This window comes from Rhodococcus sp. H29-C3 (genome assembly GCF_030063405.1).
In the GTDB taxonomy this organism is placed as follows: domain Bacteria; phylum Actinomycetota; class Actinomycetes; order Mycobacteriales; family Mycobacteriaceae; genus Rhodococcoides.
The window spans coordinates 36,011-57,918 of the sequence record NZ_JASITC010000014.1 but is presented as its reverse complement, the minus strand read 5'-3'; the positions used below and the strand labels follow the sequence as shown (position 1 = coordinate 57,918).

At 63.0% G+C, this 21,908-nt stretch carries 21 protein-coding genes and 2 pseudogenes; 7 read left to right on the top strand and 16 right to left on the bottom strand.

The genetic code is table 11. The features are described from left to right. Positions 1–347: 347 nt before the first annotated feature. The 4 genes from QMK32_RS21445 to QMK32_RS21430 are packed head-to-tail and all read right to left on the bottom strand — an operon-like array spanning position 348 to position 4,534. Positions 348–632 (bottom strand): ABC transporter permease, encoded by a 285-nt coding sequence (locus tag QMK32_RS21445; protein ID WP_217808498.1) that lies wholly within the window; start codon positions 630–632, stop codon positions 348–350. A gap of 58 nt (positions 633–690) precedes the next feature. Beyond that, positions 691–3,078 carry an ABC transporter permease gene (locus tag QMK32_RS21440; protein ID WP_283477345.1) on the bottom strand — a complete coding sequence of 796 codons (2,388 nt, stop codon included), beginning with the start codon at positions 3,076–3,078 and terminating at the stop codon, positions 691–693. After that, positions 3,075–3,863 (bottom strand): ABC transporter ATP-binding protein, encoded by a 789-nt coding sequence (locus QMK32_RS21435; protein ID WP_283477344.1) that lies wholly within the window; start codon positions 3,861–3,863, stop codon positions 3,075–3,077. The genes QMK32_RS21440 and QMK32_RS21435 overlap by 4 nt, the downstream gene beginning before the upstream one ends. Beyond that, on the bottom strand, positions 3,860–4,534 hold the full coding sequence (locus QMK32_RS21430; protein ID WP_283477343.1) for a DedA family protein: 675 nt from the start codon (positions 4,532–4,534) through the stop codon (positions 3,860–3,862). The genes QMK32_RS21435 and QMK32_RS21430 overlap by 4 nt, the downstream gene beginning before the upstream one ends. Positions 4,535–4,708: 174 nt before the next feature. Between QMK32_RS21430 and QMK32_RS21425 the strand changes: the two genes are divergently transcribed. Then, positions 4,709–5,932 (top strand): sensor histidine kinase, encoded by a 1,224-nt coding sequence (locus QMK32_RS21425; protein ID WP_283477342.1) that lies wholly within the window; start codon positions 4,709–4,711, stop codon positions 5,930–5,932. Then, positions 5,923–6,567: a response regulator gene (locus QMK32_RS21420; RefSeq protein WP_283477341.1), complete on the top strand. Its 645-nt coding sequence runs from the start codon at positions 5,923–5,925 to the stop codon at positions 6,565–6,567. The genes QMK32_RS21425 and QMK32_RS21420 overlap by 10 nt, the downstream gene beginning before the upstream one ends. A 73-nt stretch (positions 6,568–6,640) precedes the next feature. On the opposite strand, the gene QMK32_RS21415 is transcribed toward QMK32_RS21420, so the two are convergent. From QMK32_RS21415 to QMK32_RS21385, 7 genes are all read right to left on the bottom strand, one after another. Continuing rightward, complete coding sequence (locus tag QMK32_RS21415; protein ID WP_283477340.1) at positions 6,641–7,069, bottom strand: hypothetical protein; 429 nt, start codon at positions 7,067–7,069, stop codon at positions 6,641–6,643. Beyond that, positions 7,066–8,913, bottom strand: a complete 1,848-nt coding sequence (locus tag QMK32_RS21410; RefSeq protein WP_283477338.1) for a hypothetical protein — start codon at positions 8,911–8,913, stop codon at positions 7,066–7,068. Before QMK32_RS21410 ends, QMK32_RS21415 begins: the two co-directional genes overlap by 4 nt. Continuing rightward, on the bottom strand, positions 8,825–9,178 hold the full coding sequence (locus tag QMK32_RS21405; protein WP_283477336.1) for a hypothetical protein: 354 nt from the start codon (positions 9,176–9,178) through the stop codon (positions 8,825–8,827). Before QMK32_RS21405 ends, QMK32_RS21410 begins: the two co-directional genes overlap by 89 nt. Further along, entirely contained in the window at positions 9,175–11,070 is a 1,896-nt protein-coding gene (locus QMK32_RS21400) for a hypothetical protein (RefSeq protein WP_283477334.1), read from the bottom strand. Before QMK32_RS21400 ends, QMK32_RS21405 begins: the two co-directional genes overlap by 4 nt. Further along, positions 11,063–12,511, bottom strand: coding sequence for a site-specific integrase (locus QMK32_RS21395; protein ID WP_283477332.1), 1,449 nt, complete (start codon positions 12,509–12,511; stop codon positions 11,063–11,065). The genes QMK32_RS21400 and QMK32_RS21395 overlap by 8 nt, the downstream gene beginning before the upstream one ends. A 317-nt stretch (positions 12,512–12,828) precedes the next feature. Continuing rightward, positions 12,829–13,836, bottom strand: a complete 1,008-nt coding sequence (locus QMK32_RS21390) for a hypothetical protein (RefSeq protein ID WP_283477331.1) — start codon at positions 13,834–13,836, stop codon at positions 12,829–12,831. 116 nt (positions 13,837–13,952) lie between these two features. Then, entirely contained in the window at positions 13,953–14,369 is a 417-nt protein-coding gene (locus QMK32_RS21385) for a PaaI family thioesterase (protein WP_283477330.1), read from the bottom strand. Between the two features lie 187 nt (positions 14,370–14,556). On the opposite strand from QMK32_RS21385, the pseudogene QMK32_RS21380 reads away from it, so the two are divergent. Beyond that, a pseudogene (locus QMK32_RS21380) lies at positions 14,557–15,077 on the top strand (transposase); the annotation flags it as partial. Positions 15,078–15,105: 28 nt separating this feature from the next. On the opposite strand, the gene QMK32_RS21375 reads toward QMK32_RS21380, so the two are convergent. Then, complete coding sequence (locus tag QMK32_RS21375; RefSeq protein WP_283477329.1) at positions 15,106–15,489, bottom strand: DUF1330 domain-containing protein; 384 nt, start codon at positions 15,487–15,489, stop codon at positions 15,106–15,108. A 92-nt stretch (positions 15,490–15,581) separates the two neighbouring features. Then, entirely contained in the window at positions 15,582–16,364 is a 783-nt protein-coding gene (locus tag QMK32_RS21370; RefSeq protein ID WP_283477328.1) for a helix-turn-helix domain-containing protein, read from the bottom strand. Between the two features lie 181 nt (positions 16,365–16,545). Here QMK32_RS21370 and QMK32_RS21365 point away from each other — a divergent pair, with 181 nt between their 5' ends. Then, a complete protein-coding gene (locus QMK32_RS21365) occupies positions 16,546–16,914 on the top strand; it encodes a nuclear transport factor 2 family protein (protein ID WP_283477327.1) in 369 nt (122 codons plus the stop codon). Positions 16,915–17,598: 684 nt separating this feature from the next. Here QMK32_RS21365 and QMK32_RS21360 read toward each other — a convergent pair. Both QMK32_RS21360 and QMK32_RS21355 read right to left on the bottom strand, forming a co-directional pair. Continuing rightward, positions 17,599–17,865 carry a Txe/YoeB family addiction module toxin gene (locus QMK32_RS21360; RefSeq protein WP_283477326.1) on the bottom strand — a complete coding sequence of 89 codons (267 nt, stop codon included), beginning with the start codon at positions 17,863–17,865 and terminating at the stop codon, positions 17,599–17,601. Next, on the bottom strand, positions 17,862–18,110 hold the full coding sequence (locus QMK32_RS21355) for a type II toxin-antitoxin system Phd/YefM family antitoxin (protein WP_283477325.1): 249 nt from the start codon (positions 18,108–18,110) through the stop codon (positions 17,862–17,864). Before QMK32_RS21355 ends, QMK32_RS21360 begins: the two co-directional genes overlap by 4 nt. 548 nt (positions 18,111–18,658) lie before the next feature. On the opposite strand from QMK32_RS21355, the gene QMK32_RS21350 reads away from it, so the two are divergent. The 3 genes and pseudogenes from QMK32_RS21350 (at position 18,659) to QMK32_RS21340 (ending at position 20,869) form a co-directional block, all read left to right on the top strand. Next, a complete protein-coding gene (locus QMK32_RS21350) occupies positions 18,659–18,919 on the top strand; it encodes a ribbon-helix-helix domain-containing protein (protein WP_283477324.1) in 261 nt (86 codons plus the stop codon). Further along, positions 18,916–19,155: a toxin gene (locus QMK32_RS21345; RefSeq protein WP_283477322.1), complete on the top strand. Its 240-nt coding sequence runs from the start codon at positions 18,916–18,918 to the stop codon at positions 19,153–19,155. Before QMK32_RS21350 ends, QMK32_RS21345 begins: the two co-directional genes overlap by 4 nt. A gap of 418 nt (positions 19,156–19,573) precedes the next feature. Next, a pseudogene (locus tag QMK32_RS21340) lies at positions 19,574–20,869 on the top strand (ISL3 family transposase). 26 nt (positions 20,870–20,895) lie between these two features. On the opposite strand, the gene QMK32_RS21335 reads toward QMK32_RS21340, so the two are convergent. Then, positions 20,896–21,408: a hypothetical protein gene (locus QMK32_RS21335; protein ID WP_283477321.1), complete on the bottom strand. Its 513-nt coding sequence runs from the start codon at positions 21,406–21,408 to the stop codon at positions 20,896–20,898. Between the last annotated feature and the right edge of the window lie 500 nt (positions 21,409–21,908).

The window sequence follows — 21,908 nt, the reverse complement described above, 5'->3', positions numbered from 1 at the left end:
CCAAGGTCAACGCCCCCCACATCTGGGCACTGAAAAGAGGCAGGGCCACTCTTTACCGACACATCTCAGCACTCACTCGCTGACTTCGAAGTCGGGACTTCGGTTCGTGCAGCCCACTTCTGAAAGAACTATGTCAGCAGTCGTGTGCGCGGATACCGTGACCGTAGTGCAGTCGTCTTCTAAAACTGACAACCTCGTCGGCGTTCTGGCGGCCCGGCCGTATGCCGTGGGGCTTCCTCCACTGAAATCGCTGCGACCGCGACGCATGTGTTTAGCAACCTGAACGCCGTAATGCGTTTGCTGGCGCCGCATTACCCGGTACCCCGTTTCGCTGTGCCGTTAGAACTTTAGCGTTTTCGGGCATAGGCGCGGACGGCGAGGGGACAAAAGACGGTGAAGATGACCGCCGACCAGATGAGGGTCTGAGTGATCGAGTCGTCGGCGGGGGTGCCGGTGAGAAGGGCGCGTGCACCATCCATGGCGTGGGTGACCGGATTGATGTCGGCCCATGCTTGGAGCCAGCCGGGCAGGGTGCCAACGGGGGCGGCGAGGCTGCTTCCGAGTAGGAGTAGGGAGGAAAGCGATGAAGGTAGAAGCCATGACGGTGTTCTCGTCTTTGACGAGTACGCCAAGGAAGACCGTGAGCCAGCTGAGGCAGAATCCGAACAGGATCGCTAGTGCGGCCAGGGGTCACTGAATGCTCGCCGGCCCGCTACGAAAACTCACCACCGATGCAGTCGCGCCCATCATACACGCGATTCCCAACGGCACCAGCAAGGCCTGTGCCCAGTCGAGGTGAACACCTACTGGGCTTCCTGTGGTGTTCGATAGTCCGGCCGCCATCTCGTGTAGCGGCACGAGCGTACAGAGCGCACCGAGTAGCACGCCGCACGCGCCGGCGACAACAGCCTCGATGACGACCACCCCACTGATCTGCCGTTTGGTGGCACCGGAGCGCGCCAGTGTGCGCACCTGGGTCTGCCGATGCCGCATGGACATCGCGATGGTGATGGTGGCTGCGAGTACGGCGTAGCCGACAGCGACTGCGATGAAGGTCATGACGTAGCGATTGAGCAGAGTCAGGTCCTTGTCGTAGCGGGCCCCGGACCAGGTGATCGCATCCGTGACGCGGGTGCCTGCGGGGGGCTCGATGGAGGTTTGGACGGATGACGAGCGCACGAACACCTCGTCCGCCACGGCCGAGGGGTCGTGTGCGCGAATGATGCCCTCGGACAAAGCCACACCGGGATGTTCACCCCGTGGTTCGTCCACAATCGTCGTGATCGTCGGGTTGAGGGTTGCCCCATCCGCCATCACCAGGGTGACGGGATCGTCTGTTTGCCAACCATTTTCGTCAGCCAAGTATCGGGGCACCTCGAAGCCGGAGGGCTCGGCCGCGCTCGGGAGTGCCGTGACGGGGAGCGCGACGGTGGATCCGGGAACGACGAGCCGAGCCCGACTGGATATCCCGACCTCGATGACGTCGTACTTCTCGTACGCTTGGGATACTTGGTCAGCCGTGAGGTAATCGCCATCGGACACCACCACTGACTGGCCTTCGATCTGACTTGCGGCCTCTGTGGGGTAGGCGATTCGCATCGTGGGAATGAATCCACTGGTCAGGATGGCGAGAGCAGCCGCGATGATCGCCGGCGCAGCGATCGAGGCAGACCGGCGCGGGTTTGTGGTGACCTCAGCGCTGCCGACCATGAGCGGGGCGGACGGCCGGATCCGCCAGGGCAGCCACAGCAGGATCCGTGCCAGTCGAGGCACCAGTACCGGTGCGAGACATGCGGCAGCGATAGCAGCAGTGAGGGCGATGACGATCGCCATCAACACCGAGTCCAGACCCGGCACCACGCGACCAGCGACCACCTCGATCACGACGAGCGCGGCCAATGCAGTTCCGCTAATCGTTCGTAGCCGCCCGCTGGCCTTGCGCGGACGGGTCGACTCAGGTCGCATTGCTGCCAGCGGGCTCACCCGCGAAGCGCTCACCGCCGAGATAGCGGCCCCGATCACGGCGATGGCAATACCTCCCAGGACAGTTGCCATGGCACCGACCCAGTCGATTGTCAGGACGAGCTGGGCGGGCAGGATCCCCCACGATCGCAACATTGCAGCCAGCGGCACCGTCGCCAACACTCCGGCCACCGCTCCCGCAACCGATCCCACCGTCCCCAGCAGCGCGGCCTCCAGCAGCACCACCCGGCGCAGCTGCTTCGGCAGCGCTCCGGTTGCGCGAAGGAGACCGAATTCTTGCGTGCGCTCGTCGACCGCAAATTTCGAGGTTACTGAGACGACGAAGAGGCTCACGACCACCGACGCGAGGGCCAGCGCCGTCAGGAACTGACTGCTCAAGTAGCGGCTTTTCGCGATCGAGTCATCCTGCAGGGCACTGCGATCGGTCACCACCTCGCCACCGAACTGCGCCGCCATAGCCTGCACCGAGGCTTCGCCCGACTGATCGGTGACCTCGATGCCGAGGAGGCTGGCTGCGGGGGCCAACTGCGCGGCGGTAGCGTCGTCGAAGTAGAGGCCAGGGCCGTCGGTGGTGCCGGCGACTGTCACCTCGACATCGCGTTGTGCAGTCCGAAGGGTGACCGTGTTGCCCACGGAGGAACCGAATTCCCTCCCGAGCACGACCTCCGATGCCTGCTTCGGTTCCGCACCGGAGGTCAATCGGTAAGGAGCCAGCGATGTGCTCGACCATCCGTGGCCCGCGACCTGTGGGTCCTCGCTCGGCAGCGCTCCGGCCGGCGTGACGATCTGCGCGAGGAAGCTGCGGTCCGCCACGACATCGGAGATGCCCGGTACCGAGAGGATTCGCTGCGTCAGCTGGGCGAGCTGGTCTCCGCCCCACGTGCTGCGGTCACCCGCTTGTCCCAGAACGTTCGTTGCTCGTTCGCCGGCGACTACCAACGATGCCCCCTGAAGCCGTTCCGGTGGCTGCGGTCCTGCGGCAGCCATGACTTGTGCAGTGGCAGTCGTGATCAGCACGCCGATAAACACCGCTAGTAGGACCCCCAGCGCGGCCGTGATCCGGCACCGGAAAGACGCCAATGCCCAGGTGATCATGATGCGACCTCAGTCATCCGAGCAGCGATCTGAGCGGCGGTCCGGTTGTCACCTGGGACGCCCCGGCGGTGCTGTAGATCGTCTACCACTTTCCCGTCACGGAGAAACAGCACTCGATCGGCGAACGAAGCCGCGGTCGGGTCGTGGGTCACCATCACCACGGTCTGACCCTCGTGATCTACGACGCTGCGCAGCAACTCCAGGACTGACCGCGAGCCAGCAGAGTCCAATGCACCCGTGGGCTCGTCCGCGAACACCACTTCAGGCTCGGACACGAGGGCACGAGCGACGGCTACCCGCTGCTGCTGGCCACCGGACAGCTGAGACGGCCGATGATGCATCCGATCACCGAGACCGACCCTCGTCAGTCCTGCGGTGATACGGGAACGCTCAGGCTTGCGACCGGCAAGCCGCAGAGGCAGCTCGAGATTCTGGATTGCCGTCAGCGAGTCGATGAGGTTGTAGGACTGAAAAACAAAACCCACCTTGGATCGGCGCAGGAGGGTCCGTGCCTGCTCACTGAGGGATCCCACCTCCACGTCGCCAATGAAGGTCTCCCCGCCGTCCAATTTGTCGAGCCCCGCAGCGCACTGCAACAACGTCGATTTCCCCGATCCCGATGGCCCCATCACCGCGGTGAAAGTTCTGCGATGAAAGTCGACACTGAGGTCGTTCAGTGCGTTGACGGTCTCGTCGCCCAGGTCGTACCGGCGGCGCGCGGCGCGCACGCGAACCGCAGGTATTTGTGCCGGCACCGGCCGGGTGGACCACTCCGGCGTTGTCATAGCGCTCGGTGCCCGGCGTGATCCGCCTGGCGGCGAGCCCGCAATCGCATGGCTACGAATACGACGAAAGCAATTGCGACCGAAGCGATGACGATCTTCTGAAGGATTCCGGCATAGCCCTCTACGAGGTGCCAGTTCTCACCTAGCTGATATCCCGCAGTGACAAATACGGTGTTCCAGATCAAACTACCTATTGTTGTGAGTACGAGAAACTTCAGCATTCCCATTCGCTCGATTCCGGCAGGCAAGGATATGAAGCTACGAAACAGCGGAACCATACGTCCGAGGAAAACTGCCTTCGAGCCGTGCTTTGCGAACCACGCCTCAGTCCGGTCGAAGTCACCGGCTTTGATCAGCGGGATCCGTACCACCAGTACCCGTGTGCGCTCCCGCCCGATGAGTGCGCCCACCGCGTAGACGATGATCGCGCCCAGGACCGAGCCGAGCGTCGTCCAGAAAAGCGCGGCACCGAAGGAGAACACGCCCTGACTGGCCGAGAACCCAGCGAGAGGCAGGACGAGTTCGCTCGGGATCGGGGGGAACAGGTTGTCTGCACCGACAACGACGGCGGCACCGGGGCCGCCGAGCGCTTCCATGATCCCGACTGCCCATCCGGCCAACCCATCGAGTGGCTCGGCCTCAGCAGCTGCAGCGATCAACAAGTCGGACATATCAATTCCCCTGTTCGTCGGTGACGTCGCTCGTCAAGTAGGTCACTGAAAACGTTAGAAATTTTTCGAATGGGGAACATCGAGGAAAGCCATCGACAATTGAAAGGAACTACACCGTCAAACCCTGCGGTTTACCGCAATATCGGCGGCCACATGCTCGGCTACGCTGCTCAAGTGCTGGTAAACCATGCCGTGTCCCCACCACCCGACCTGGCGGCTCGAACGTCGATCATCTCTCTCCTTCGGCGATGGCTGAAGGCGCTTGCCGGGGTTCTGCTTGGTAGCGTCACGGCGATCTCGGCCATGCTGTACACCGTGGTGGCGTTACTGGCCCTCGCGCTAGCGCACATTCTCGATCGGTGGGGAGGGCCAGTACGGACCGCAGTCGATGAAGGCACACTGGCGCTGACAGGGCTCGAACTCCGGCGGATAACCCGCTTCCACGGCACCTTCTCCACGGACGCGCTGGCCCCTCGCCGGTGTCGCTGGTACCTCGGCGTGCGGTGGACGATCGGTCTGCTCGGCTTCGGCGTGGCGCTACTACTAATTCTCTGCCTCGTCGTGGCCGGCTCGATGGTCTCGGCGTGGATCTTGAACGGCGACTGGGGCCTGATCGAAAACTCGGGCCGGGTCGACGGTGGACTTATCGCAGTAGCGACGCTGCCCGGAATCCTCTTGATCTTCGTCGCGGTCGTCGGCGTGGCAGGGGTTGGATCGCTGGACCGCTGGTTCGTCGTCCAAACACTCGGGAGGAAGTCCGAACGGTTGCTGCAGCAACGGGTGGCCGAACTCACGAGCAGCCGCGACCACGTGGTCGATGCCATCGATGACGAACGCCGACGCATCGAGCGCGATCTACACGACGGAGTACAGCAGCAGCTGGTCGCTGTGGGAATGCTCATCGGCCGGGCCCGCCGCGCCGAAAAGCCTGACAAGCGCAGCGAACTCCTTACTCAAGCCCACCTCGCATCCCAGGGAGCCATCAGCGAGCTGCGCGAGGTTGCCAACCGGGTGTACCCGGTCGCACTCGATCAAGCCGGTCTGCATGCGGCGATCGAGACCATGGCCCAACGGGCGAGTGTCCCCATCCGCCTCACCTACGAACTGACAGAGAGGTTACGACCCGCTATGGAAACGGTCGTCTACTTCGTCATCTCGGAGGCGGTGACCAATGCGGCCAAGCACGCCTTACCCCGGCTGGTGGAGGTCACAGTCACCCACCAGAGGTTTGACCGAGCGCTTGCAACGATCACCGACGACGGGCCGGGTGGGGCCGATCCATCCGGCCCGGGCTTGTCCGGACTGGCCCGCCGCGTCGCGGCCGTGGACGGCACTCTGACGGTGGAGAGCCCCGTCGGCGGCCCGACAGTCGTGACAGCGAGCGTTCCGTGCGGGTGATCGTCGCGGAGGACTCGACGTTGCTGCGTGAGGGTCTGGTCCGCCTGCTCGTTGACGAAGGCCACGACGTGATCGCGTCGGTGGCGGATGCGGACGCTCTCCTCGACGCCGTCGATAAGGACCGTCCGGACATCGTCGTCACTGACGTCCGAATGCCTCCGGATCACAGCGACGAGGGACTGCGAGCGGCGCTGACCATTCGTGGTCGATGGCCGGAGGTGGCGGTACTGGTGCTCTCCCAGTACGTCGAGAATCGTTATGCGGCAGAGCTGATAAGCGGATCCGGCGGGAAGGTCGGGTACATGCTGAAGGACCGCGTCGCACAGGTCGACGAGTTCTTGGACGCCTTGAACAGGGTTGCTGACGGCGGGACAGCCTTCGATCCGGAGGTGGTGCGAGCGCTGTTGTCACGCACGACCCGATTGAATCCCCTCGAACGACTCACTCCGCGCGAGCGCGATGTCCTCGAGCTGATGGCCCAGGGTCTCACCAACGCGCGAATAGCTGCTGATCTTTACGTCTCGGTGAGCTCAGTCGAGAAGCACATCAACGCTGTATTCGAGAAACTCGGACTAACGAACTCCTCCGGTCTGAGCCGTCGCGTGATGGCTGTGGTGGCCTACTTGCGTTCCTGACCGCGTCACTGGTCAAATAGCGCACATTTCGAATACGTCCGCGTTACCGGTCGTCGTGGTGTTCCGGTCTGGGTCAGGCCGGCGGTGAACCGTGACGTTCGGATCGGTGGGTGCTCAGATCCCCCAGCCGCCCGTTACGACTGTCCAAGTTTTCGCGGAGCGCCTGATTGTCATGGTGCAGTGCGGCGATGACCGTGGCGGCCGCGTCCAGCTTGTTGCGCAGGTCGGCGCACTGGGCTGTCTTGTCCTTGAGCTTCTTTCGAACCTCGTCGAGGTCGGTGTCGCGGCGTGCTTCACCGATGGTGCGGCGCCCGTGCTCGGCCACGTGTGCGTCCCACTCGGCCATGATCTCGGTCGCACGGTTCATGGTCGCCCGGGAAACCCCTGCCTCTTTGTAGAGGTTCGCCTTGGTGAAGGCCCCGTCGGTGTGCCGGGGTTTGCCCGCAAGCAAGCACGCCATCGCGTCCCGGAGCGCCTTCTCGCTGGCTTCGGTCACGCTCATGCGTCGGTCTCGCCTTCGGTCCGGTCGATCACCGTCTGGACGTCGGCGACCTGGCGGTCCAGCGCGGCCCTCCTGCAGGAAGGTAGCTTCGGGTCCTCCAGCAGAGCGAGCAAGCTGGCTTTCTCTGCGTTCCAGATCGGTATGTGGGTAGGGGCGATGATGCTGTTGGCGCAGCGTCCGGGTTGGCATCGATCGATCAACGGCCCTCGGTGTCCCTCTGGGATCTTCACCTCGCCCTCGAGGCATTTGGCGCCAATCGGATTGGTCTCGTTCACAGCGCAATGGTTGAGCTTGCCGAACCGGATCGAGATCCGGGCCTTGCGCAGCAGATCTTGTTCTACCCGCCTGTCTCCCTGGCGGGCTCTCCCGGTGGCCACCAGTTCTTTCATCGTTGTTTTGATCTCGTCGAACGTGTCCTTGAGTTGGTCGGCGCCGAGGCCGAATCCGATGTTCTCACCAGCGTGATGCGCGTCGTAGAAGTCGATGAGCCCTGTGAACCGGGCGTGATCCACGGCGGTCCCCAGCAGTTTCTCCCACTGCGGATCGCACGCACCGTAGCTCTGGGTGGTGCGGTTGGCCAGGGTCCGGGCCGCGACGTGCTTAAGCTGGATTCCCAAGGCGATCTCGCCCCCGGGCTCGGTCTCGGTCAGCATCGACATGGTCTTGCGGAACATGTGCGGGGTCACCCGTGCCGCCGGGATGTGGATCCCGTGAGAGGCGGTCCCGGCGTTGACTCGCTCGATGAACTTCCGGACGATCACGCCGCTGTTGAAGCCGCCGCCGGACTTGGCGTGGGCCTTGTCAGCGGAGAAGATCAGGTCGGGATGGTCTGAGAGTTCCTCGGCTATTGCTATAGCCTGCGCGACCGGCTCGATGATCCACCAGTGTGCGACCGGCAGGTCGGGGTCGTGTTTGCGTTTGGTCGAGATGACGGCCGGTGCTCCGTAGAACTCGGTCACCGAACCTCTGGTGATCTCTCTGACCTCCGAATCGCGCATCATGGTGAGCGCCGCAACGAATACATAAGCAGCAGCGCGCAATGCGAATGATTCGTCGAGCACGCTGCGTGAGCACAGGCCAGGGTGCCAGGGACCTGTGGTCCCGTCCGGGCGCGTGACCATCGCGTACTCAGTTAACAGCCCGCCCGGCAGGCCCCGGCCAGCCTCGACCGCGGCCTCGGCTTTCGCACGAATCCGGGGAACAACCGCGCTCCTTGTAGTGTGCTGGAAAGCTCTCACATCCCGCCGGATACCGATCATGAGGCTCAGCAGCCGCCAGTTGATGTCACCGGGCACCATGGACTCTGCGGTGGCGACCATTCGGTCGGTGTGGACCGGGATGTGGTTCGCAGGATCGGCCAGGTAGTCATCGAGCAGATACTCCCGTTCTGAGAGGGTGCCGGCGGCAACGTTCTGGAGTCGTTCATAACGGCGCCGCGCGGACAGAATATCGGGACCGAACACATCGATGTACTGCCACGCCGCCCGGACCAGCGGAAACCACGTTCCCGGTGGAATGTTCGGCGTCGTCACATGATTGGTCTTGGCGAGATTGGCGGCCTTGCGCGATGTCACACCCGGCCAGGGATCGGAGGGTAGGCCGCCGCCGCTGAGCAACGGCCCAAGCCGGTGCAGCAGTTTGATTGTCGAGATGAATGTGTGCAGGGACGACGGGCTCAGCGCTTCGCGCTTGTGGGCGATGAACTCTCGAGAGTCGTCCTCGTGCCACAGGCCCAGGTTCGAGTTCAGTTCTCGCTCAGATGCCCAGCTGGCCAGGATTCCCAGCCGTTGGACGATGGCCCGCAGCGAACGGCCCTGAGCGGGCAGCACTCTCAGGTTCAGCACCGCTGCCTTCACCACGGGATGCGTCGGGTTGAGCATGGCCATGCAACTCACGAGCCCGCAGGTTCCACACCGGGTCGACGAGCTTGGCGAAGCTGATGTCCCAGGCCGAAGGAGGCAGATTCGCCGGTTTCTGGACGGCCACCAAAGTCCAGTTGACGATGTTCCCGAAGATCGGGACCTCGGCGCCGGGGATCAGCGGCACCGACTGCAACACCGGCTCGTCATCTGAAAAGATGCCGCGAGGAACAAGGGCAGGGACGATCACAGGTCAAACTCCGTTCGTGCGGCCAGCGGAAGTTGCAGGCTTAAGGTTTCGTCGCGGATCTGGGAGCGAGCGGCGTTGATCTCAACAGCTGTCCGCTCAGCGAGGACTGCACGCAGGTTCGCCAGACTCTGACCCCACACCGCGTGGAAGTGCGGCGGAGAGAGCCGGAGTTTGAGCTGCTCAAGGTGATCGGAGAACAACAACAACTGGGGAAGATTGGAGGGCAGAACGAACGCGTTCTGGCATTCCAGGCAGCGCAGCGGCGCGACCGCGCAGAGGTCGCCCCGCTTGCTGTAGGGCGAGTCGAACGGGTCGCGGCAGCTGGTGACGCCCATGTCCAGCTCGCCGGCGATGATCTGCCCGGCCTGCTCACCGGTGATGCCGAGCGCATCGAGCACAGCGGAATCCTCCAGTTCCTCGACCGCGGCCCCGTCAAGGGTGATCGGCCCGTTGACCGCCGCGTCGAACCACGAGCGTTGCGCTTGGTTCACCACATGCCCGGAGATCACGTGCACCGTGGTGCCGTGCGCGTAGTGGCCCTTGAACGTCTCGACGGTGTGGTCGTCGGCGATATCGGAGATGACACCACGGGCGGCGATCACCTTCTCGACCTTGCCGGACTTGCGGATACGCCGCAGGTCGACGGGCACAGACAAGTCCAGGCCGTGGGACCTGGTCCACCAGGTGAAGGTTTCTCTCGCCCCCGTATCGCCTAGACGCGTGATACCCAGGACACGGCCCTGATCGCGCGCTGCTGCCCGCAAGAACAGCGGCTTCGACTCCAGGCCGCAGTCCTGCCGAGCCCGATCGGTCACAGTGAGCAGGCGCTGCACCACCTCTGCCACGTCGCGGCCCGACACGGCCGCGTTCTCGGTATTACTGTTCCCGAACACCTGATGGCGAACCAGGTGAGCCCGGTTCTTCGTCATCGTCAGTCGCACTCCCGACGGGGTGAACTCCACATCTGCTTCGTCGAGTCCCGACACTTCCTCTGGAGCTCGCCCCGTCGCATCCATCAACAGCACTTGGAAGCCGTACAGATCCGCATCCCTGGGGTAGAGCAAGCTGACCAGCACAGCCACCAGCTGATGCCGAAAGTCTATGGGCCGCAACGGCGTACGCATCGATGCGTACTCGGACAGTTCGACCGGCCACAGAGACAAACGTGGTAGGCCCGCAACGACGTCGGCAACACTCAACTCGCCCCGGGCCAGAGCCCACAGAAGATTACCCGCGTCCAGCCACCCATGCTGGTCGGGATGACCCCCGGCGGATGCGATCATCGCCTGACCCTTCGCCAGGCGATCCTCCACCTGGCGGATCCCATCCCAGGCCGCCCTGATCAGCGCCCGCTTCTCACTCCTAGAGAACTCGTCAAGCTCCGTGCTCTTGCCCGCTCGAACGCCATGCGGCGCCGAGATCAACCGAAGGACACCCTCGCTGACCAACACGTCTTCGCGCTGAGCACGGAACTTCATCAGACCCCGCAATGCGCGGGCTCTCATAGCCGGAATAACCGAGCCGGCCCGGTATCCGGCCGGTAGCGTGCGCCACCACTCGCTGGCGAGGTAGGCAACGTCGGGATAATCAGTGGCCAGCGACAGACCCGCAGGGCTCACACACTGCTCGTCAGCATAGACCGCGAACTCCATGATCGACTTCCGATAGTGGTAGGCGAGCCCGGCGGCCCCCTGGGTCAGCGAGAGGTAGCTGACCCATTCGTCGGCAAGCTCAGCGACCAAGACTGAACAGCGATAGTCGGCGGGATCCAGGGTGATCGTCACGTCCTTGCGGTTGGATTTACAGGTCAGTTGCCGGGGCCCGATCCGGTTCGGAGCCTTCGGAATCCGGGTGATCTGGACCGCCGCGCGATACTCTGAACGTCTAGGCACCGGCGACCTCCGCCCGGTCGGCGTCGAGCGCCCGCAACGCAATATCGGCGTAGGTGGCGCCGTCATGGGCGCTCCACTCGCGAAACGCGGCGTCGACGTATTTCATGGGATCTTCGGTGTATCGCAGGTATTCGTAAGTGCTCGAGGTCTGTAGGTGGCCGAGTCGACGCTGGACAGTCAGCACGGGGTTGAGTGAGTAATGCTCGGGGAGCGTGATCATCCCCCGGGCCTTGTCGCGTTCGATCTCCCCCTGGACCCGCACACGTTGGAGATACTTGAGCAACTGCACCGCGAAGGTGTGGCGTGCGTCGTGGAATCTCCACGCCTTGCCCGGCAACAGCGGGGCGCTGGGATGATCAGCGTGGGCGCGCATCCGCAGCCAGGCATCCTTGCGAATCCGATCCCAGGACGACGGTCCGAGCATCTTGCCGCCGTGGCCGATGAACACCGCCAGCGGCTCCACACCGAATTCGTTCTCCCAGAACGTGACCCGCCGCAGTTCCGGGCTCATCGCCGACATCACAAACTGCCGGCGGCGGCCCTCCAAAACGCCGTGCAGCCTGCCCTGTTCGTGGTCGACCTTCGAGACCACGAACAAGTCCGTGCCACGCCGCGCCAGAGCCTTCGCTGAAACTTCAGCAATCTCCGGCCTTTCCAGCCGCAGGAAGTGATCGACCATGTCCAGCGCAGCAGACGGGACGTAGACGTCCCGCGGGCTCTCGTACTTCGCGCACTTCTGCAACCTGAACGTCACTGGATCCCCTGTTCGGCGGCTACCCACACCGAGTTCGGGCAGCAGCAGCGTAGACCACTCTTGGAGCCGCATACCGGTCAGCAGCGCCAGCTCCAGGGCGGCTCGTCCTCGGTGGGGAGCCCAGCCGCGGAACGAATCGTCCACACTCCCGTCCGGAAGCTGGCCGCCGAAGCCCACGTCCCGGAAGAACAGATACTGCTCGACGGACATGTGCCGGATTTCCATGCCCCTGCGCACGCCACTGTGCAATGAATTTCGGGTCTGACTCCGACCGATCAGCCGAAACGGTCGACGCTCGATCAACCCCCGAGCCAAAAGGAACGTGTAGAAGCCGTTGATCACCACCGCTTCCTTGTCCCACGTCGCCCCATCAATCGGCCGGGTGTCCAGTTCTGTTCGCGCCCAACGGTAGCCGACAAGGTCAGCTTCGGTGGCGCCCAGGACATCGGTGCCCCGGCCATGGAGAAACTCCGCTAGCCGACGCACGATGTAGGCATACGCCCTCATCGTCTCCGGCTGCTTGTTCTCATAAGCCAAAGCGCGGAACCAACCACAGATCGGCTCCACCGGCCTCATCTGCTCATCCACGATCAACGGCATGCCGTCCTGCAGCGTCCGATGTTCCAAGACGGCGTGGGCGTCGAGCCCTTCGGGCTGAGGCCACAACGGCAACAGCTTCCGGGTCACGTAAAAGATCTCCATCTGTCCTCCCAATTGAGACGGTTCCAGCCATGTGGAGTAACCGTCACCTCATGATCAAAAAGTAAGCCCCCGAAAACATCTCAGAGGTCTCATTGAGACAGAGGCGAACTATGGAGAGAAGGAGTGATGACCGATTTTGCACCAAGATAGCGGGACCGATGGTTCCGCTGGAAGGATGCACTTTCCGCTTGCCGACTCCGGTGGTCTCTGTTCCGAGGCGGCGACGCGATGGTTTCGTTGTCCGGTCGTTCACCGATGACGGGCTGTGACGTCAGTCCGTTCCCTGCCAATTGCTTTCGGCGTCACTCGTGCTGATCGGTGGCGTTCGTGTGTTGTTCGAGCAGGTCGAGTATGCGGGCGAGGAGTGCGTCGATGCGGTCCTCGACCTCGTTGTACAGCTCAGGGACCTCGGTCAACAGTGTGTGCGCGGTGCGGCGTGCCCGAATACCGGTCTCGTAATAATCGGTGTCGAGATCGGTCGAATCATGTTCCGACACAGACGGTGCGGCATCATGTGTGTCATCGGAGCGTTCGCGGCGTCTGCGTGGAACGGATCCGCGGTGCGGCGGCAATCCGGTCCGGTGTGCGTCGACGATTTCGGCGATGGCGACCGGACTCATTGCATCGGCGGGCAGCGGCATGTGGCCCCAACGATCGATCGGCACCGCCACCGGGCACGCCCGCTGCGGCCACCCGGACATGTCCGGAAAAGTGTTGCCGCGCAGATGATCCAGCACCAGAGCAGTCGAGGGATAACGGTCGGCGAACTGCAACACCGTGTCCCACCTGGCCCACACCTCGCCCGGCCGGAACCCTGCAGGGTGCTCGGCGATGAGCCGGAGCCGATGGGTGCCGCCGATCGACACATTGCCGGCGGCGTCGACGGTGAGGTCGGTACGGTCCAAGGCCGCGATCGCGCGATAGGAAAGCCCTGCGGCCACAAGCATCAGCAGAACCGCATCGCGGCGCCCGAACAACGCCTCGGTCGACCCCACAGTCGGCAGGCTCCCCGCGGCAGCGGCCAGCTGCCGAGCACGGCGGTGTCGGCGCAGCGCTCGGGCGGAGTCGAGGGCCAGGCGCAGGGCAGTGGTTCGCCCGGGCGGCGGGTGGCCCGCCTCGAGGTGGGCGCGATTGATCGCCGAGATCCGGCGAATCTGTACCCGATCGCCGGCTGGGTTGTCGGCGAGGAACTCCCCATACGGCGACCTGGGTGCCTCGATTCGCACCGGCGGATACTCCTGATCGCCCACCAGCTCGCAGCCGAACTCCGACGCATCATGACTGCTGTGCGACAAACGCAGTTTCCGCACCGTCTGAGATTGCTTGTCACAGTTAGGTTTGGTGAGGAGATTCAGACGCTCTAGGCGAAAACAGCCGAGCAGATCCCCAAGAAAGCCAACCGCCCAGCAACTTCAAACGCGGACCACTAGTGAAAGATGCGACTGGTCACCTGGCCTCGGGCAACAAGCCTCCCGTCGCTGTCGCTCACTGCAACGTCGGTCATCGTGCTCGTCCTACTTCGATGGACTACTGCGGCAATCGCGACGACATCCGTTCGGGCCGGCACGAAGTAGGCGACCGAGAGGTGGGTGGTCGCCCCACCCGTGACCTTGTCCTCCTCGATAACCCCCGACGCCGACGCGGCCGCTCCTGCAGTGTCGATGAGAGTCGCCAACATTCCTCCATGCATGACGCCCGGCGTGGTCATGATGTCGTGGGATATAGGCATAGCGAGCGTGACCCTATCGATCGCGGCGCCCTCGACCGAAAGACTCAACGCCTTTCCCACAGGCGAACCGTCCACCAATTTGTCGATCCAGTACTGGGCGATGGAACTGATCATCGGACTATCCCCTCCTCGAGTTGTTTCGCGAGCCAGTCCACGCGAAATCGTGCGATAAGGCGATTACCTCAGCGGTCATGGCTGAGTAATACACACGCTCTATCGTCGACTTGTGAATGCCTCAGCGGGCTCCATGGTTCGACAATGGCGACTGAGGCGACGGCTTCCACAACTCGAGTTGGCCCACGACGGGCTCAAAGTTCTGTCCGATGCGATCAACAGCGTGTGGGAACCGGCGGTGATGCAGAACTGCATTATTCATCTCATACGCAACACCTTTCGGTTCGCCTCCCGGAAGTGCTGGGATGAGATGTCGCATGATCTCAAGCCGGTCTACACCGCCCAGTCGGAGTTTGCGGCGACGGAACGGTTCACAAAACTCTCCAGAAAATGGGGACAGCGATACCCGGCGATCATCAATATGTCGGACGACGCGTGGAGCGAGTTCGTATCGTTCCTGGACTAGGCCGTCGAGATCAGGAGGGTGGTCGGCTCGACCAATGCGATCGAGTCCGTCAACGCTCGCTGCAGGCGCGCAGTGCACGCACGAGGGCACCTACCGACCAAGCACACTCAAAATGTCTGCACCTGGCCACGCGAGCACTGGACCCCACCCGGTAAAGGTAAGCACAGTGGGCTATCAGGTCGAAGTCAGCGCTCGAGGCGTTCGCGATCACGGTCGAAGGGCGAATAACCGCGATCGGTAATTATATCGACGCCGAGGTCGGATCCACGACTAATCGACTACTCCCCTGTCTTCTGCGGTTGATGTGTCAAGGTTGCTGGTAAGAATATCGAAGGCACGGTGGTCAATGTCTTCGCCGCGGTAGAGCACCACCGCCCCTTGGGCGAAGGTCCGCCGCAGTTCAGCTAGCTGCTGGTAGGCCGGGGAGTGGTACCAGTGGTGGGCACCATCGGCATGGGGAAAGCCGATGACTATCAGGTCGCACGTCAGCGACCCTTCGACGACCCGGGGTGTACCGCCGTGGATGAGGAAGCTGCCGCCGTGCGGTGCCAGGGTGGCGTCGATGCCACCTAGGTATGTATGTAGTGCCGGGCCAGGGTGGATGTCGTGCAGCAAGGCGAGGGCATAGCTCGCCGGCCGGGTCATGTTCGGCATGGTGCTCGATTCTTCGCTTTGGTGGTGGTGTGGACTGAATCACCATGTGTAGGGCCGGGGAAGGCGCGTACGGACGAGTGCGTGGGAGCGGCTCAGGTGTCCGCGGCCGCCAACCAGGCACGAGTGGTGGTATCGGCGGGTAGGAATGTCTCGATCGCGAGCTCACTCGCCGCTACGTCCAGGGGGGTACCGAAGGTGGCCACGGTGCTGAACAGACTCAGCGTTGTGTCCTCGACACGCAGCTGCATCGGCAAAGCGAACGTGCCGCCCCTCGGCTCGGCGTGCTCGGGATGCGGAAACCCTTCAGCGTCGGCGAGCAGCGCGTCCAGTGACGCGCTCGGTGCGGTGGCCGCATGCTGGCGGACCTGACGCAGCAGGTGCGCTCGCCACGGACCCAAGTTGACGAGGTGACGGGACAAGCCCCGCGGATGCAGCGTCACCCGGACCACGTTCACCGGCGGGTCCAGAAGGTCGGGATCGACCAGTGTGACGAGAAGGCGGTCCACCGCCGTGTTGGTGGCGACCACGTCGAACTCGGCGTCCAACACCAGCGCCGGGTTGGGCAGATGTCCGGCAAGGACTCCATCGAGCAGGTCCAACAGCGCGGCACGCGCCGCGTGATCGACCCGGGCATCCGGATAGGCAGGCGCGAGACCGGCACCGAGCAGCATCTGGTTGGTCTCACGCAATGAAACACCCAGCGCACCAGCGAGCCGCAACACCATCTCCCGGCTCGGGGTGGCCCGACCGGTCTCCACGAACGACAAGTGACGCGTCGAGGTACCTGCCAGCTCGGACAGCTCCAGCTGGGACAGACGCCGGCACCGGCGCCACCGGCGGATCATTACACCGGCATGCTCGGTAGTGGTGTTCACGAAGACCACGGTAGGGTTAAGACATACCCCATGGCGATGACCTGCAAGGTAATGAATTCTCCCGAGCCGAGCCCACCGCTGCACTACCTGACAGGTCATGGACGGGCCGAGCAGCGCTAGCAATCCTGGTGAGACCGCGGCCGGATCCACCGTTCCGCAAATCCTGAAAAGGGGTACGACCATGACCATGTTCGAGGACCTGACTCAGCGCTACATCGACGCCTGGAACGAGACCGACCCAGTTGCCCGTCGGGCCGCGGTGGACTCCGTGTTCAGCGAGGACGCCCGCTACGTCGACCCGATGGCGCTCGCCGATGGTAGAGAAGCCATCGCCGCGACGATTGGTGCGGTGCAAGGCCAGTTTCCTGGATTTGTGTTCCGCCTGGCCGGTCCGGTCGACGCGCACCACGAACAGGCGCGCTTCCGCTGGGAACTCGGCCCAGCTGGTCAAGAGGCCCCGATCGCCGGGTTCGACGTCGTTCTCATCGACGGTGCCGGCCGACTGCAGACGGTGCTCGGGTTCCTTGACAAGGTCCCCGACGCCGCATGATCGTCCATTTCCGCACCGTCAAGAAACCCTGACGCCAACCGGCTACGGGACCGCTTCGTCACCGTCTCGAGTTCGACACACGGCGTGGCCACCGACCGCTGGAGTTTGGGTCGGTGCTCGGCGTCGCCGGGGCTGACTCACTGCAGCGCTTCGACGGGTGCGTCGACGAGTTCGGTGAGCGGCTTGTCTTCGTATGCCTTGTCGAGCTTGTCAGCGATTCCAGCCATGGATAGGCCTCCTTGCATCTCGGGTATCGATGCCGGTTCGGCACCGCCATCCGAGGGTACGGACCCGGTCCTGAGAGCACGGTGCGTTCACGTGCCCGTCACGATCGACCGGTTCACCGGACCGGTTGATCTCGCCCGTTGGCTTCGACCGGACTTTCTCTCCAGTCTCGAACTCCACCCACCAACACGCACAGGGCGGCTCGTGCTGTCCTACACCCGCTTCACGGGGCGATCGACCCGGAGCCGGTGCCTTACGCCGAGCACCGCGGTATACGTTGACCGATCCCAGCTGCGGGAGGTCGAGCGCGGTGACGACTGGCGCGCCTGGACCCACAGCTACCGGCGGCGCAGCAAGCCGACCCGGCACCGTCCGCCAGCAACGATCTCAACCGCGGACATCTGGTGCGGCGCGCCGAGGTTGTCGTCAGGCGGCGACTGCTCGGCGCCGACGGTCTCCTCAGTAGTGATATCGCGAGGATACGATGACGAGATCGGGAGAGTGGCCGTCCGGTGGTAGGTACACAAGTCGGTGTTCGATGTTGATTCGTCGTGACCATGCGCCTGCGAGGGCATATTTGAGGGGCTCGGGGTTGCCGATTCCGGTGTATGGGTCTCGCAGTGCGGCGTCGATGAGTTTGTTTATGCGGGTGAGCATCTTCTTGTCAACGGCGGTCCAGGACGTGTAGCTGTTCCAGCCTTCTTCGGTGAATCGGACCTGGGTCATGTGACCAGCTTTCTGGGTTTCACCTCCCCGCGGCGGGCCTGTTCCATGCTTTTGAGTAGGTGGGTTGCGTTGGCGGGACTGCGCAGTAGGTACGCGGTCTCGATCATTGCGTCGTAATCGGCTTTGGACATGAGGATGGCGTTGCCGCTGTTGGAGACAATCTCTACAGAGGTGTGGTCCTCTACGACCTGTTCGACAAGCGGGAATAGGCTCTTGCGGGCTTCGGTTCGGGTGATGGCAGGCATGAATGACTCCTCTGGTCCACGGCTTGTGGATCACCGATGGACGTGTGCGGCCCGCCTTGCGCGGGCCAGATATGGGTTCCCGCGTTGCGCGGAATATTTGTCGAGGTCCTGTGATGGTACCGCTTCTCGTACGGGTACCACAAGTGGTACTGGCGGGGTCTGCTATGAGTTCGGCGCCATTCTTTCGAGTTTGGCTGCGACGTACGTTGCTCGTCGGCCGACACTTCGGCGACGCGACCATCCTGCGCGCCGGATATGCCTACGAAAACTGCACCCGCTGAGCGCATTCACAAATCACGATCGGTCTGTCAACTGCGGCGGGCCAACGCATATAGCTGTCGTGACGACCGTGACTGTCACACCAGTCTCAGCTGTCAGTCGCACCCCTCCCGGTAGTTACCGCACCGTCAAGCCGCCTTGACGTTTGATGGCGAACCGGCAGCATGCCGGGGGCAGATGCACTGGCTGTCTGACCAGCTTGCACAGCGAGACGGGGTGTTGGCTGTATCAGCGCCCTCCGCCGCCGAATTTCGTATTACACTAATTAGATGACTGACGAAACGATCAACGGTCTGCCCGTCACCGACAGCATGATCGAAGAATGGGTAGACGAAGCCGAGGCAGGCTACGCCACCGAGAAGTTACGTAAACGAGGCCGACCCACCCTCGGAACCGGGCCCGGAGCGGTAGTGCCCGTGCGCATGGACGCCGCCCTGCTCGAAGCGTTGAACGTGCGCGCCGAGCAAGAGCATGTCTCCCGATCCGAAGCAATACGAGAAGCAGTGCGTGCCTGGACCCAGGTCGCGTGAGAGCACACAAATCCGCACTCAAACACGGAATCGGCGAAGACGCCGGCATCTACGCAGCAGAGCACCACGTGTATGTCGCCGATTTGGACGACGACAACCCCGCCCGCCAATTCCTGTTGGGTTTCGACCCAAACGGCCGCCTACTCGAACTGGTCGTCCTGCGTTTCGACAGCGGAAACGAACTGCTCATACACGCCATGAAAGCCCGTTCTCACTACTTCGACCTCCTGTCATGATCCATGACGGCCGCCCGGCTCATTGATTGATTGCAGACGATGACAGCCAGTTCAAGATGGATAGAGTCCGGGTTTCTCAAGCAGTGTCGCGATCGGCTGGTGCTGCCCCATCGCGCGCGTGACCCCCGCGCCTACCATGATCGATAGCTGACTTCCACGGTAGTCGCGTTTATCCGACCCAAGTTGATTGTCAACAGATTTCGGCATACAGCAAGACCCACGATGCCCGCGACAACGCGTCGCCTTAATCCGTTCGTCGACGAGGGTGGGACGTCTCGAAAACGGCAATACCGCACGGTCAAGATATCCGGCTCTTGTGACACATTGGTGGGTCGCTGATCGCGCCTGAACGGCCACACACCGTTCCCCGTCTATGTTTTGGCTTGTCGAAGGTCAAAACTGAAGAACGGAGAACGGTGTGCAGAACGCTAGCTTATGGCGCACTGTGTTGGGCGTCGAGAGAACCGTCGTCGAGGATGTTGAGTTCGACGATCACACGCATGCGATCGTGGCGCATGTCAGACCCGCAAGGGCGAACCGCGGTCGATGTGGAGCCTGCGGATCGAGGGCTTCCTGGTACGACCGTGGTCAGGGCTGACGGCAGTGGCGTGGCCTGGACTTGGGAACTGTGCAAGTCTTCCTCGAAGCTGACGCCCCGCGGGTCGATTGCCCCATCCACGGGCCGACGGTGCGCCAGGTTCCATGGGCCCGACACAGTGCCGGACACACCCGCGCTTTCGATCGGCAAGTCGCGTGGCTGGCCACCCAGTGCTCCAAGAAGGCGATCACCGAATTGATGCGGATCGCTTGGCGCACAGTCGGATCGATCATCGCTAGAGTGTGGGCCGACACCGCCGCCGGCATCGACGCGATGGCCGGCCTGACACGAATCGGAATCGACGAGATCTCCTACAAGCGCGGCCACAAGTACCTGACCGTCGTCGTCGACCACGACACCGGACGCCTGGTCTGGGCTCATCCCGGCCGAGACCGCGCGACCGTTCGCGCTTTCTTCGACGCACTCGAGTCATCCGGTGCGGGAAGGTGCGCCCGCATAACTCATGTCACCGCTGACGGGGCGCTATGGATCTCCGATGTGGTTCGCGATCGATGTCCAGGCGCGATCCGTTGTGCCGACCCCTTTCACGTAGTCGGTTGGGCCACAGAGGCACTCGATGCCGTACGCCGCCAGGCATGGTCCAACGCGCGCCGTGGAGGGAACACTCGATCGCACGGCTGGATCAATGGACGACGCTCCACCGTCTCCACAGGGCCTGCCCGGGCGTTGCTGCGTTCCCGTTACGCGCTGTGGAAGAACCCAGAGAACCTCACCGACCGCCAACGCGTGAAACTACGCTGGGTCGCATCCACCGATCCTCGTCTCTACCGCGCATACCTGCTCAAAGAGGGCCTACGAACGGTCTTCAAACTCCCCGTCGACCAGGCCGCCGATGCACTCGAACGATGGATCCAGTGGGCGCGACGAAGCCGAATCGAATCGTTCGTCACGCTGCAACGTCGCATCGTCGGGCACCGCGAACAAATCCTCGCTGCCATCGAACACGGACTGTCCAACGGACTCGTCGAATCCATGAACACCAAGATCCGACTCCTCACTCGCATAGCCTTCGGCTTTGTCCATCCCGAAGCGCTCATCTCCTTGGCCATGCTCAATCTCGGAGGTCACCGACCATCACTACCAGGTCACCGATAACCCCACACATGGTGGCGTTTCTGCTCTCAGGTCCCCTCGCTGTCCCTTGCCTCGGTTTTCACGGATGACGACCGAACGCTCGACCTTCGTATGAGGATGATCGCCGTACCCCACCAGGCGAAAACAAACAATGCGGCGCTGGCAATCGCCCATCCTCGAGCTCCAGTCGTGAACGTCATGACGACGACAATGACAACCACAGTGGCGATGCATCGCGGCCAAGACGACACAACGCGAGCGAGCGACGCCGCATCAACCTTCGCGTACAAAACGAGCAGGACAAGGATCGCTATCGCCAGCCCGGCAGCCGCATAGCCACGCCACTCCTCCGGGCGGACGGTCACACTGAACTCACCGGCCCAGGAGAAAGTGCACGTCAGTCCGGGTCGCCAGCTCCACCAGTCCGTCACCCCGACGAAGGGCACAACGTCCGGATCCACCGTATCGATCGTGGCGGGCATGCCGTAATGATCCGGGCACCAGGTACTCCCACCCCGACCGCCGAGGGAGAACCAGTCCCAAAAGTACAACCCAACCATGGCAACGATGGTCAGGCCTAGGGCCACGCCAACTCTATGACCGAAGCACCGAGCTTGTTGCTCTCGCTGTGCCATCGGTCCAGCATTCCACAAAGAACTCGTCGCCTTCGGCTTTGTCCATCCTGAAGCGCTCATCTCCTAGGCCATGCTCAATCTCGGGGACATCGACCGTCGCGCTACCCGGCCGCCGATAGCCCCCACACATCAGTCACAAGGGCCAGATATCCTTACAAAAAGTAGGACGACTCCCGGGAAGCTCTACCTTATGTCAGGTAGCGGCTGAAACGAGTTTGAATGCAGCATTTTTGGAATGAAACCCTTGTTCAGGGTGGCAGTACGGCCCGCGGGAGCACCGACACGGTCTCGAGCGCGAGGAGTGGGAACTCCCCCGGGGGCACAACACTGCGCTCATCGGACGCATACGTCGTCAGTTCGCATGCCGAGAATCCGCGTCACTTGTTGCGGAGCCGTCCGGCTCACTGACGTAGAGGACCAGCACG